Origin of the sequence: Mesorhizobium sp. M0618, assembly GCF_040320765.1 — a bacterium.
Lineage (GTDB): Bacteria > Pseudomonadota > Alphaproteobacteria > Rhizobiales > Rhizobiaceae > Mesorhizobium.
Window position 1 is genome coordinate 1 of record NZ_JAMYQH010000010.1, and the last position, 11,624, is coordinate 11,624.

11 protein-coding genes are annotated in these 11,624 nt (G+C 61.4%); 8 read left to right on the forward strand and 3 right to left on the reverse strand.

Going from position 1 to position 11,624, the window contains the following annotated elements:
• Window positions 1–142: 142 nt before the first annotated feature.
• The 6 genes from NKJ04_RS12795 to NKJ04_RS12820 all read left to right on the forward strand — a co-directional run bounded on the left by NKJ04_RS12795 (window position 143) and on the right by NKJ04_RS12820 (window position 5,823).
• A complete protein-coding gene (locus NKJ04_RS12795; RefSeq protein ID WP_352675308.1) occupies window positions 143–1,027 on the forward strand; it encodes a replication initiator protein A in 885 nt (294 codons plus the stop codon).
• 319 nt (window positions 1,028–1,346) lie between these two features.
• A complete protein-coding gene (locus tag NKJ04_RS12800) occupies window positions 1,347–1,811 on the forward strand; it encodes a DUF2840 domain-containing protein (protein WP_352675311.1) in 465 nt (154 codons plus the stop codon).
• Complete coding sequence (locus NKJ04_RS12805; protein WP_352675313.1) at window positions 1,808–2,368, forward strand: S26 family signal peptidase; 561 nt, start codon at window positions 1,808–1,810, stop codon at window positions 2,366–2,368. Before NKJ04_RS12800 ends, NKJ04_RS12805 begins: the two co-directional genes overlap by 4 nt.
• Window positions 2,369–2,413: 45 nt before the next feature.
• Complete coding sequence (locus NKJ04_RS12810; RefSeq protein ID WP_352675315.1) at window positions 2,414–2,740, forward strand: DUF736 domain-containing protein; 327 nt, start codon at window positions 2,414–2,416, stop codon at window positions 2,738–2,740.
• A 46-nt stretch (window positions 2,741–2,786) separates the two neighbouring features.
• A complete protein-coding gene (locus NKJ04_RS12815; protein ID WP_352675317.1) occupies window positions 2,787–3,833 on the forward strand; it encodes a lytic transglycosylase domain-containing protein in 1,047 nt (348 codons plus the stop codon).
• A 247-nt stretch (window positions 3,834–4,080) separates the two neighbouring features.
• The gene (locus NKJ04_RS12820; protein WP_352675318.1) at window positions 4,081–5,823 is read left to right on the forward strand and encodes a relaxase/mobilization nuclease domain-containing protein; all 1,743 of its coding nucleotides are present in this window, start codon (window positions 4,081–4,083) and stop codon (window positions 5,821–5,823) included.
• A gap of 128 nt (window positions 5,824–5,951) precedes the next feature.
• On the opposite strand, the gene NKJ04_RS12825 is transcribed toward NKJ04_RS12820, so the two are convergent.
• The 3 genes from NKJ04_RS12825 to NKJ04_RS12835 form a co-directional block, all read right to left on the reverse strand.
• Window positions 5,952–6,785: a competence protein CoiA gene (locus tag NKJ04_RS12825; protein WP_352675321.1), complete on the reverse strand. Its 834-nt coding sequence runs from the start codon at window positions 6,783–6,785 to the stop codon at window positions 5,952–5,954.
• A 4-nt stretch (window positions 6,786–6,789) separates the two neighbouring features.
• On the reverse strand, window positions 6,790–7,179 hold the full coding sequence (locus NKJ04_RS12830) for a hypothetical protein (RefSeq protein WP_352675323.1): 390 nt from the start codon (window positions 7,177–7,179) through the stop codon (window positions 6,790–6,792).
• A gap of 183 nt (window positions 7,180–7,362) precedes the next feature.
• Window positions 7,363–8,715 (reverse strand): ATP-binding protein, encoded by a 1,353-nt coding sequence (locus tag NKJ04_RS12835; protein WP_352675325.1) that lies wholly within the window; start codon window positions 8,713–8,715, stop codon window positions 7,363–7,365.
• 378 nt (window positions 8,716–9,093) lie between these two features.
• Here NKJ04_RS12835 and NKJ04_RS12840 point away from each other — a divergent pair, with 378 nt between their 5' ends.
• Window positions 9,094–11,091 carry a conjugal transfer protein TraG gene (locus tag NKJ04_RS12840; RefSeq protein WP_352675328.1) on the forward strand — a complete coding sequence of 666 codons (1,998 nt, stop codon included), beginning with the start codon at window positions 9,094–9,096 and terminating at the stop codon, window positions 11,089–11,091.
• Window positions 11,092–11,138: 47 nt separating this feature from the next.
• Window positions 11,139–11,540 (forward strand): CopG family transcriptional regulator, encoded by a 402-nt coding sequence (locus tag NKJ04_RS12845; RefSeq protein WP_352675329.1) that lies wholly within the window; start codon window positions 11,139–11,141, stop codon window positions 11,538–11,540.
• The last annotated feature ends 84 nt before the right edge of the window (window positions 11,541–11,624 follow it).

Sequence of the window (11,624 nt, forward strand, 5' to 3'; positions counted from 1 at the left end):
AAAACGACCCAGCGTTGGGCGCCCGACCCCCACCCCGCCAGCCAACGGCCACGTTGGTCCCCCCGCCCACCCCCAAGCCCGCCACCGCGCGGCCATTTGCGGGCGGGGGCTACCGCGTCTCCTGATCTGCGGCGCCAGGAGAATGCAGCTTCGCTCGACTGATGAGGGGCAGCTTGATCTGTTCCGCGCGCGCCCCAGCGTCATCACGCCACGCGACGCGCAGGATCTCATGTCGTGGCCTTTCTTCTCGCTCGCCAAATCCCGCCGTGTGACACCGATTGACTTTCGCATGGGCGAAGTCTCGATCCGCGTCGAGGCGACGATCGAACATGGCATGGCGACGATCTGGGACGCCGACATCCTGATCTGGGCAGCCAGTCAGATTGTTGATGCACGTGACAAAGGCCTTCGCACGTCGCGTCTGATGACGGCCACGCCCTATGAGATCCTTGCCTTCATCGAGCGGGGCGATTCCGCCCATAGCTACGACAGACTGAAGGCCGCGCTGGACCGCCTGCAATCGACGACGGTCGCCACATCTATCCGCCAGTCGTCCGAGCGACGGCGACATCGCTTCTCCTGGATTAACGAATGGAAGGAGCGAATGGACGTCAGCGGGCGCCCACTCGGCATCGAGCTCATCCTGCCCGACTGGTTTTATGCCGGCGTCATCGACGATGCACTTATTCTCACGATCGACCGCCAATATTTCGGGCTAACGGGCGGCCTGGAGCGCTGGCTTTACCGTCTCGTCCGCAAGCACGGTGGCCGCCAGACCTATGGTTGGAGCTTTGATCTCCGCCATCTCCACGTGAAGTCGGGCAGCCTGTCGCCCTTCAAGCGCTTCACCTTCGACCTGCGCGAGATCGTCCGTCGCCAGCCACTGCCGGGCTACCGGCTGGCACTCTCCATCGATCCCGACGGTCGGTCACGCCTGAACTTCCAACTCAACTCGGTCGATCCATTCGCGAGCGCCAGCGCAACGCCGTGCGCGCCACGTGGCCGCACCACTAGGGCTGTGAAATGACTGTGGACAGGCCCGTGCTATCAGGAACCGCAACACCCGTGCCATCAGGAACCGGATTCCCGTGCTATCAGGAACCGGAATCGGGCTTAAGCCATTGCAGCGATTGCCGAACCCGCTCCTCTAACGTTTCTAACTGTGAATCCTTCGGATTCTTTCTAACGGAAAGCGCTCATCCACGAGGCTGTGGACGACCGCGGAGCCAGGATCTTTCGGCCAGGCCGAGAATAATCATTGTCCGTTGTCCCTCGTGGAGCACGACTGTTTTCTTCGCCCCTCGTTGCGCCGCACTGACTGCTGGCCTCCGGTCATGGCGGCCAGCATGAGCAATCTCACCCATGTCGAACTGGTGTGGCTGAAGAAGCGGATCGAGAACTACATCCGGTTCGGCCAGGTTGCTTCCAACAGGAGCATCGACCGTAGCCGTCGTGTCGTCTCCTTTACGCCAGGCAGCATCTTCGCCTTTGTTCGCTGGACAGCGAACGACTTCGGCACTGTCGCTTCCCGCATCGATATCCTACGCGCTGTTGCCACCGGCGAGCGCAGCTCGACTGTCGCCTACGTGCGGCCTGGCGCCGGCCTCCTGCTTACAGCTATCGGATGGCCGAACGTCGAGAAGGTGCTGAAGATCATCGACGCTATCGAAGCGATCGGAATCGATGCCGTTGATGTGTCGCCGGATTACTGGCGGCATGCCCACAGCCGGCTCGCCGCGCGTGAGTCGCCCAGGCCCTATACTCGCCAGCGCCATGAGGCATGGCTCCTGCGCCGCCGAGTTGAGCCATGAGCATGCGCGCAACGATCATCGTCGCGATGTTCGGCGGCGCGGTCCTCGTCGCCGCACCGGCATGGATCGACCATCGACCGAAGTTGATCTGGAACGCGTCAGCGAGCGTCCCGGTCGGCCTCTACCGCGTCGAGCCTGTCGACAGGATCGGCGTTTCCGATATCGCCGTCGTCATGCCGCCCAAGCCACTGGCGGACTTGCTTGCCCAACGCGAATACCTGCCGAACGGCGTGCCGCTGCTGAAGCACGTGTTGGCACTCGGAGGCACGACGGTCTGCCGGCAAAGCGCAGCCATTATCGTCCGCGGCGTGACCTTTGGACATGCGCATGAGCGTGACAGTCGGGGCCGGCCACTGCCCGTCTGGCAGGGCTGCCACATCATTGCCGATCGAGAAGTCTTCCTCATGAACTGGAACTCGGGTGACAGTTTCGACGGCAGGTATTTCGGCCCACTCCCGCTCAATTCGATCATCGGTCGCGCGGTCCCGGTCTGGACCAGAGACGGCATTTCGCCGGTACCAGATGATTCTGGGGAAGCGGATCGCGGCGAGCGGTGACGGCTCGCACCAACCCTCACGAACGCTCATGAAAGGAGCACTGCAATGGCCCAGATCGGTACTTTCACCCGCAATGATGACGGCTTCTTCGGCAATATTTCGACCCTGACGCTCGACGCGAAACTCGCCATCCTGCCTGCCGAGAAATCGGACGTCGAGAACGCTCCCGACCATCGCGTCTTCTGCGAAGGCATGGAGATCGGCGCGGCGTGGGATCGCACTGGCGAGAAGGCCGGTGCCTATCTCTCCGTCTCCATCGACGATCCATCCTTCACGCAACCGATCCGCGCCAATCTGTTCCAGTCCGATGCCGAGAAAAGTGTCTGGGCCTTGCACTGGAGCAGGCAATCGAAGCGCGACGAACGGGGCTGATCGGATGCTCCGATTTCGCCTCAGCGAACTTTCTGCGACAAACCCTTTGATCGATTGGGCGCCGCTCAAACCCTCCGACCCGATCGCCCGTCAGGCGGCCGCCGCGCGCAGCGAAGGTCAAGGGGGGCTGAACGCTTGCCCGTCGTTCAAGACGTTCATGGCGACGCGGTTGGCGGCAAGCAAGTCCGGCCGGCGAAGCCTTGCCCTTGACGGAAGCGAGCACGGTGGCAGGCTGCAGGCGCGTCAGGATCGTGGTGCATGTGCTTTTATCTGCCGAGCCATTGCAGCACTGTCTGCAAGCGTCATGCTCGCCCTCCCAGCGTCTACTGTCCGTGCAGAGCCTTCCACGCATCGTGAGCGGCCGGCGCACTTCGGCAGCGTCATCTCGTCTTCTGATCCCTGGTCGGCGTATATCCGCGAGGCTGCCAAACGCTTTGCCATTCCCGAGCGGCTGCTCCGCGCTGTCATGCATGTCGAGAGCGTTGGTGACGTTCATGCGGTGTCGGGCAAAGGCGCAATGGGCTTGATGCAGATCATGCCGGCGACATGGGAGGAACTGCGCATCAAGTATCGCTTCGGCGATGATCCTTATCAGCCGCGCGACAACATTTTCGCAGGTGCAGCGTATCTCCGCGAGATGCTCGACCGCTTCGGTCGCAAGGGCTTCCTCGCGGCTTACAATGCCGGTCCTGGGCGATACGAAGAGCACCTTGCAACCGGTCGGCCGCTCCCGCGTGAGACGATCGACTACGTCAGGAAACTCGCGCCCCTGATCAATGGTTCGGTTGCCATTCCGATGCGTGCACGTGAAGGAGCGGGCAGGGCGAGCGCACTCGAAGCGGCGATATTCGCGCAGGTCGTGAACACACGGAATAGCTCGGCACCGCAGGGTGAGCGCGAGGCTAATGTTTCCGTTGAGACCGTCTTCACGGCGATCCGTTCACCCAGCGTGCGAGCACCCGTGGACAAAGCGGTCACCGATCTTGCGGCGCTCGTACCTCAACCGGACGGCTCGCGCAGTGAAGATGTATCAGTTCCGAACTCCGCTATTCGCAGTGCGTTTGTGCAGACCTCCGCCGCCACTCCACAATGACCTCAGCATTCCTGGTCAATCGCATTCCGACCTGTTCCGTCGTGGAAATTGCGGCAGGAGGGTTGGCCGTGAGAGAGGACGAAGAGGGATGGCAGGATAAAGGGCCGCGATGTGCGGCTCGGTCGGTTGGTTGTTTTTCTTATGGTTTTTGTCTCGCTTTGCGATGTGCTCGCGTAATTGGCGATGTGCACGCTCGCTGTTTTCTCAAGATTTACAATGGAAATCGCACCTCGCGGGCTCAGCGCCTATGAATCGTGACGACAGTTTTCGTGTGCGCCCCGGCCGTATCCGCTCCCGCACCGGCCAGCGCGCTCGCCCGTTCATATTCCAGGCGCTCGCAGCGGCACAGCGGGCGGGTGGTCATATCTCGCGAAAAGGCCGGATCACCTCCCCAAGCGCCTCGACGTTCGGTCGCGGCAGATCGGCAAGCATCCGCGCAAATCGCCTCATCACCGGCCGCTCACGCGGTGCCGTCGTCAAGGCGCGGGTGGTCCGGCAGTTCCGAGGCTCGGCTCCGCTCGCCGCCCATCTCGGATATCTCCGGCGCGAGGGCGTGACGCGCGACGGAGAGAAGGCGAAGATGTTTGGCCCGGATACGGACAAGGCCGACCATGATGCCTTCTCCGAGCGATGCAAGGACGACCGGCACCACTTCCGTTTCATCGTCTCACCTGACGATGCCCACGAGTTGGGCCACCTCAAAGGCTTCGCCCGCAATCTGATGGTCGACATGGAGCGCGATCTCGGTACAAAACTCGATTGGCTGGGCGTTGACCATTGGAACACCGAACATCCGCACGTCCATATTCTCGTTCGGGGTGTCGCCGATGACGGCGAGAACCTCGTCATATCGCGTGACTACATCCGCCAGGGCATGCGCGACCGGGCGAGCGACATCCTCACCCAGACACTTGGGCTACGCACCGATCACGACATCCGCCAAACAATCGAGCGGCAGATCGACAGCGAACGGTGGACACAGCTCGACCGCCAGCTTGTTCGTGATGCCGATCGCCATCGCATTATCGATCTCGCACTTCACCCTGATGGCCAGCCGGACGAATTTCTGACGCTCAAGGTCGGGCGGCTCCGCAAGCTTGAAAGCCTCGGCCTCGCCAGCGAGGTCGGCCCGGGCCACTGGATCATGGCGGATGAAGCCGAACCCACCTTGCGCGCGCTTGGCGAGCGCGGCGACATCATCAAGCGCATGCATCGCAGCCTAACCGGCCATGGGATCGACAAAGGCGCAGCCGATTATGTCCTTGCAGCTGAGCAGATCGACACACCTATCATCGGTCGGCTGTTGGAGCGGGGGCTCGACGATGAGCTACAAGGCTCGGCTTATGCCATCGTGGACGGCATAGACGGTCGTGCCCATCACATCCGGTTTCAAGATCTAGACGCTACCGGCGATTCCGCCCGGGGCTCGATCGTCGAGCTTCGTCGCTACGAGGATGCAAAGGGCTGCGGCCGCGTTGCACTCGCCGTCCGCTCCGACCCCTCGATTGAAGAACAAATCCATACCCATGGCGCGACCTGGCTCGACCGACAGCTTGTCGCGCGTGCACCCGTCGAAATTGGGGAGGGCGGCTTCGGCAGGGAAGTGAAGCAGGCGCTAAGGGATCGCGCCGACCACCTTATTGAGCAGGGCCTCGCACGGCGCGAAGATCAACGCATCGTCTTCGGTCGCAATCTGATCGACACGCTACGCGACCGTGAGGTGAACACATTCGGCGCTCAGCTCGCTGCCAAGATCGGACTGCCGTTCACGAAGGCTTCGGAAGGCGACCAGGTAGCTGGCATCTACCGGCAACGTTTCTCGCTCGCGTCCGGCCGCTTCGCCATGATCGATGACGGGTTGGGCTTCCAGCTCGTGCCCTGGTCACCATCGGTCGAGAAGCAACTCGGCAGTCACGTTGCTGGTGTTATGCGCGCCAATGGCGGCGGTGTGGATTGGAGCTTCGGAAGGAAGCGCGGACTCGGACTGTAGTGGATCAACGGTGACAAACAGGCAGCTACGATGGACCGGGCGAGCCACTGGGGATGCCTTGGCCGACGCTGCGATCATGCTGCTTGTGTCGACGCAGCTGGCCGACGCATTGGGGAAGTAACAGGTGGTTACGTCGTTGGAATCGGAGAAAACCGTGTCGCGATGTCGCGCGCGTCGACCTCCGTTATGACGTCGTGGACGAACCTGCGCTTGCTCACCCAATAAATGCAAGGCAGCCCTGACTCGTCATAGATTTCAAGCCTGGCCATAAGCTCGCCGCCGAGGTCGATGTAGACCGGGCAAGTGGCATCCAGCCATGTGCGGCGAGGCCGGATCCAGTCGTACTGGTGATGCCCTCGGTAGGACTCGATCACCTGTTGCCTGATCTGGTGCATGAAATAATACGTCCCGCCACGAGTGCGCGCCTTCGTGGCTTCAGGGTATTCCTGCCTGCATTCGGAAAGCTTGACGCACATTCCGACGGTCCCCCCGCGCATGTGCCGCTCGGCCTTTTCCCACACGAGATCTTGACCCAGTTCAGACTCCGGAGCCGGAAGCTCGTGGTAGATGTCGAAGTTATGTTTGAACCCGCTGCCGTCCACTACCCAGACCAAGTTGCCGTAGAAGGTCTCACGAGACAGCCGTTCGTCGTCCGTCATCGATGAGTGCTGCACCTCGATCACGATCCCTGTCGAAGTCTTTATGTCGGCGCGGTGGATTTCCCCGTCGTGCGCGACGTGGGAGATCTCCCTGCACTCCTCGGGAAACCTGCTTTTCCATTCACGATGCCACGGGGTTTCGTTCTCCCACCATGGATCGCAGTTCCGGCGGCCGAAATGCGCCCAGTGATGCAGGATGCGAGGACCGCATTTCGATACCATCGCCGACCCGCATGAGGGACAGCTGCCCCTACCTCCTGGAAAGGCCTCCCGGCGGTTACCGTCGACCAAGGCGTATTGCATGGCTCTATTTCCCGAGTCCTTCGAGCGTCTCGGCGACGAACGCCCAGCCGTCCTGCGTGACTAGGAATTCCCCGACGCTTTCGTCAACTGTCAGGTAACCTTTCTTGACGAGGGCTCCGGCCACCCATTTGTCGGGACGAAACCATGTACCATGCATCTCAATGCCGCGCAGCGGGATGCGACCTCCAGCGAAGACAAGGTACGACAAAAACAGTGCTCGCGTGCGGGGCGTATCATGCTTGGAGTCGTTGTTGTCCTGCCCCCAGTTGCCGTAATCGGCGAGGTTTTCGTACGGATAAGAATCGAAGCTCTTCGCCGAAGAAGGCTTGCCGTCGATGGACATGGCGATCGCGTCGATAATCCGCTTTGCTGTGTCCTTCTCAATATCCAGCATGCCTGCCCCTCCCTGTTGTTGCTGTCGCGCCCTTGGACTGGCACTCGGTCTAGCACATCATGGAGGCTTCATACGGATCGTTCGCGCATACCACGACGAACACTCCGCGGAATCGACGCGCGCCTCGGCGCACAAGTGGGTCGTGGCGATCAGGAAGCCAAGCGGAACGCTAAGTGAGGCTCGTCACCTTTCGGAAAGTTGGAAGTTCTTCGTCCGGCTCTTCACCGCTGGATGATCGACCTCAAGGACCACATTCGCCTGTTCGGCCTTCAGGCGCACGTAACCCCGGATCATCTTCTCCGTGAACTCGTACCAGCCTGCCCTCGTTCCGGTGAGGATTCGCGCATGGCTGGCCTGCTTGAGGCTGTTGATGCGCTGGTTGAACCTGTCACGGTCAAGCGCGTCCTCTGGACGATCCCTCATGATCCGTTGGTACGAGTCGAAGATGTCCGTGCTGCGCCGTCGCAGCTCGTGCCCGTCGGCGGCCGCCCAAAGGACTCCTTCGTAATCGTTGTTGTACTTCTGGGTCGCCTCCTCGTATGGGCCCCTCAGCCTCATCTCCATAGAGCTGGCGGCATCGGACATGGCCAGTTCGAACAGCTCTCCGGTCACCTTGCCCTCGTTGTCGGCCCCGTACACGCGCCAGAAGAGCTTCTCGGTCACGAAGTGGACGTAGTGTGGGAAACCGTCGCTGATCCTGGCGATGCGGTAGATAGTGTTGTCGTCGATCTCGATACCCAGCCTGTCGGCCGCGACCGTCACGATGTCGAAGCGGGCCTCCCATGGCAGTTGCGCCAGCCCGACCGTATGGAAATATCTGTCAGCGCTGCCGTGCGCAGCCATGATCGCATCGACGCTCTCGCCAATGCCGCAGAAGATAAACCTCGCAGTGACATGCTTGTCTGAAACTTGCTTTATGAAGTTAGTGAAATACTCCTGCTCCTCCTTGCTGCCGATCTGATCGAACTCATCGATGACGACAACAGGGCTGCCCGCGTAGCTGTCGCAGAGGAACTGCACCAGACGAACGGCTTCGTTTACCGAACCCGGCTCAGTCGCCGACGTCTCATAGGTCGTTATCTTGCCTCCGGCGGCGATGCCGAACCTGGCGAAGCCTCCTGCCCATTCCTTGATCTTCTTCTCGACCGTCGGATTCTTGTTGACCGCCTCGTCGAACATATCGCGCATGACGCTACCGAAAGTGCTCTTGCTGTCGCAGCCTATGACGATGGGATCGGCGCCTGCCGAAAGCCCGTAAGCGGCGGTCTGCGCCAGCGACGATTTCCCTACGCCCCGGAAGCCGTGGATCAGGACGTGCCGTCCCGACTGGTAGAGCGCCCTCTTGATGCCGCTGAGCTGCTCCTCGCGGCCTCTAAGGAACTCCTCCGACTGCAACGGCTGGGCGGGAGAAAGAACCTTGCCGAGCAACAGGCCGAATTCGTGTTCGGGTTGCGTGATCACAGGGCGCAGGTTTCTAAGTTGAGTCGTCATGGGCGTAAATGTACACGTGCGACGGGATGCCGCAAAGGCTGACAAGGGGCTATCCCTCGGCGATCACGCGAAGCCTTATGCGGACGATGCGCCGGAGCCTTTATGCGAACGATGGTTCACAGCGACAGGTTGATCTCTAATGGTACTACAGCGACATCCCTGTGTCCGCATCCATGCCTGTCGAATAGAGCAGCGGTCGCCCCAAGGAAAAGTTCTTCGAGGGCCATTTCCCATCGGAGGCGGGTTTCTTCTCACATCGACAGGCCCCTGAACCAAGGTAACAACCCGGAATCCGGCACCGCATCCAGCACGTCTCTCTAGGTCCGGGCGCACCATGCTGTCCTGACCTGCCCTTTAGCCTTGCATATCCGGAAACTCGACATTCTCTATCCACTCCCGATTATGCAGCCCGAGAGACGAGACGTGCCGGCGACCAGGATATTGTGGGGTCAGGTCCTTACCGTCCTTCTGATCGTACTCCTCACCACCTGGGGCGCGACGCAGTGGACGGCGTGGCGGTTAGGCTTCCAGCCGCAACTTGGCCATCCGTGGTTCGAGCTTGCCGGCCAGTCTATTTATCCACCGCCTGCATTTTTTTGGTGGTGGTTTTTCTACGACGCCTATGCGCCAGAGATTTTCCTGGAGGGTGCGCTGGTCGCGGTGAGTGGCAGCTTCATTGCGATCGCTGTGGCCATCGGGATGTCGGTGTGGCGGGCACGGGAGGCGAAGAACGCAGCCACCTATGGTTCGGCACGCTGGGCGACGCGCAAGGAGATCCAATCCGAGGGCATGGTCGGTCCGGATGGCGTTGTGCTTGGAAAACTCGACCGCGAATATCTCCGTCACGACGGTCCTGAACACGTTCTGTGCTTCGCGCCGACCCGAAGCGGCAAGGGTGTCGGCCTCGTTGTGCCGTCCCTGCTGACCTGGCCGGGCTCGGCGATCGTCCACGACATCAAGGGTGAGAACTGGGAACTGACGGCCGGATGGCGGTCGCGCTTTGGCCGCATGCTGCTGTTCGATCCGACCAATCCCGCATCGGCTGCCTACAATCCCCTGCTGGAAGTCCGGCGAGGCGAATGGGAAGTGCGAGATGTGCAGAACGTGGCCGACGTGCTCGTTGATCCCGAGGGGTCGTTGGAACGCCGGAACCATTGGGAAAAGACCAGTCACGCACTCCTGGTCGGCGCCATCCTGCATGTTCTCTATGCAGAGAAGGACAAGACGCTCGCCGGCGTTGCGAACTTCCTCTCCGATCCGCAACGGCCAATCGAGACGACGCTGCGCACCATGATGCTGACGCGGCATCTGGGTGAGGGCGGGCCGCATCCGGTCGTGGCATCTGCGGCGCGGGAACTGCTCAACAAGTCGGAGAACGAACGCTCCGGCGTGCTCTCGACCGCCATGAGTTTTCTGGGCCTTTACCGCGATCCGGTTGTGGCCAAGGTGACGTCTCGTTGCGATTGGCGGATCGCTGACCTTGTCGAGGGCGTGCGGCCGACGACACTCTATCTGGTCGTGCCGCCGTCAGACATCAGTCGCACAAAACCGCTCATCCGCCTCGTGCTCAACCAGATCGGCCGCAGATTGACGGAGGATCTCCATGCGAAGGATCATCGCCAGCGCCTGCTGATGATGCTCGACGAGTTCCCGGCACTCGGCCGTCTCGATTTCTTCGAAAGCGCGCTGGCATTCATGGCGGGCTACGGCATCAAGAGCTTTCTGATCGCGCAGTCGCTCAACCAGATCGAAAAGGCCTATGGGCCGAACAATTCCATCCTCGATAATTGTCATGTGCGGGTGAGCTTTGCCACCAACGACGAACGGACGGCCAAGCGAGTGTCGGACTCGCTGGGAACAGGAACCGAGATGCGAGCCATGAAGAACTATGCCGGGCACAGGTTGTCGCCCTGGCTCGGGCATCTGATGGTCTCGCGGCAGGAGACGGCGCGCGCCTTGATGACTCCGGGCGAGATCATGCAACTTCCGCCGACCGATGCCATCGTCATGGTGTCAGGTCTGTTCCCGATCCGGGCGAAGAAGGCGCGGTACTTCGCCGATCCGCGCCTTGCCGAGCGCGTCCTGCCGCCACCGAAGCCAGAAACGGCCCAGGGAATGTCGCGCCCCGACGACTGGACCGGCACAACAGTCCTTCCGGCGTCGAAAGACAATCCTAAGCAATCGAAGCCGGCCATGAATCCACAGGACGAGGATCCGGCGAATGGCGGCATCCGCCGCCAGCCCGAGATTCCCGAGCATGAGGACATTGCACCGGAGCGAACAACACAGCGCGACGACGAGTTCGACCTTGACCAGGACGAACCTGACGACGACGCTGTTCGTCGGCGCTCGGTAGACCAGATCATGCGGCGCGCCGCACGGCAGGCCGCCCTTGATCCCAACGACGGCATTGAGTTGTGAAGAACGCGAAGAAGAAACGGCTCTCGGCCTATCTCGATCCAGACGTGATGAACGCGCTCGCCGACTACGCCGCGCGGCGCGACGTCTCACTGTCGCTGATCGCCGAGGCTGCAATCGCCTCCTTGCTTTCGCCGGACGCCGACGAGCGAAAGGAAGCGGCGATCGCCCGACGCCTGGACCAGATCGACCGGCGCGTGCAGCGAGTCGAGCGCGACGTCGGCATCGCCATCGAGACGCTGGCGCTATTCGTCCGCTTCTGGCTCACCTCAACTCCGGCCTTGCCGGAAACCGCCCAGGCCGAAGCTCGCGCGAAGGGCCTGCAGCGCTACGATGGTTTTGTCGACGCGCTCGGTCGCAGGCTGAGCAAAGGACCAAAGCTCCGGCAGGAAATCGCCGAGGACGTGCCCGCGGCACCGCCGGCCGACACGGATGATTTGTCTGCGGGTTAGGTCTGAGCCGAGTTCGCCATTTCCGCCGCACCGCATTTCGCAAGTCTTTTCACGTCGCATCACGATCGCCGGTTTTGCTTGTTG

Bases quoted from the DNA above. Each gene is read 5' to 3' on its own strand.
- NKJ04_RS12795 (WP_352675308.1), top strand. From the start codon at position 143: ATGCAGCTTCGCTCGACTGATGAGGGGCAGCTTGATCTGTTCCGCGCG.
- NKJ04_RS12800 (WP_352675311.1), top strand. From the start codon at position 1,347: ATGAGCAATCTCACCCATGTCGAACTGGTGTGGCTGAAGAAGCGGATC.
- NKJ04_RS12805 (WP_352675313.1), top strand. From the start codon at position 1,808: ATGAGCATGCGCGCAACGATCATCGTCGCGATGTTCGGCGGCGCGGTC.
- NKJ04_RS12810 (WP_352675315.1), top strand. From the start codon at position 2,414: ATGGCCCAGATCGGTACTTTCACCCGCAATGATGACGGCTTCTTCGGC.
- NKJ04_RS12820 (WP_352675318.1), top strand. From the start codon at position 4,081: ATGAATCGTGACGACAGTTTTCGTGTGCGCCCCGGCCGTATCCGCTCC.
- NKJ04_RS12825 (WP_352675321.1), bottom strand. From the start codon at position 6,785: ATGCAATACGCCTTGGTCGACGGTAACCGCCGGGAGGCCTTTCCAGGA.
- NKJ04_RS12830 (WP_352675323.1), bottom strand. From the start codon at position 7,179: ATGCTGGATATTGAGAAGGACACAGCAAAGCGGATTATCGACGCGATC.
- NKJ04_RS12845 (WP_352675329.1), top strand. From the start codon at position 11,139: ATGAACGCGCTCGCCGACTACGCCGCGCGGCGCGACGTCTCACTGTCG.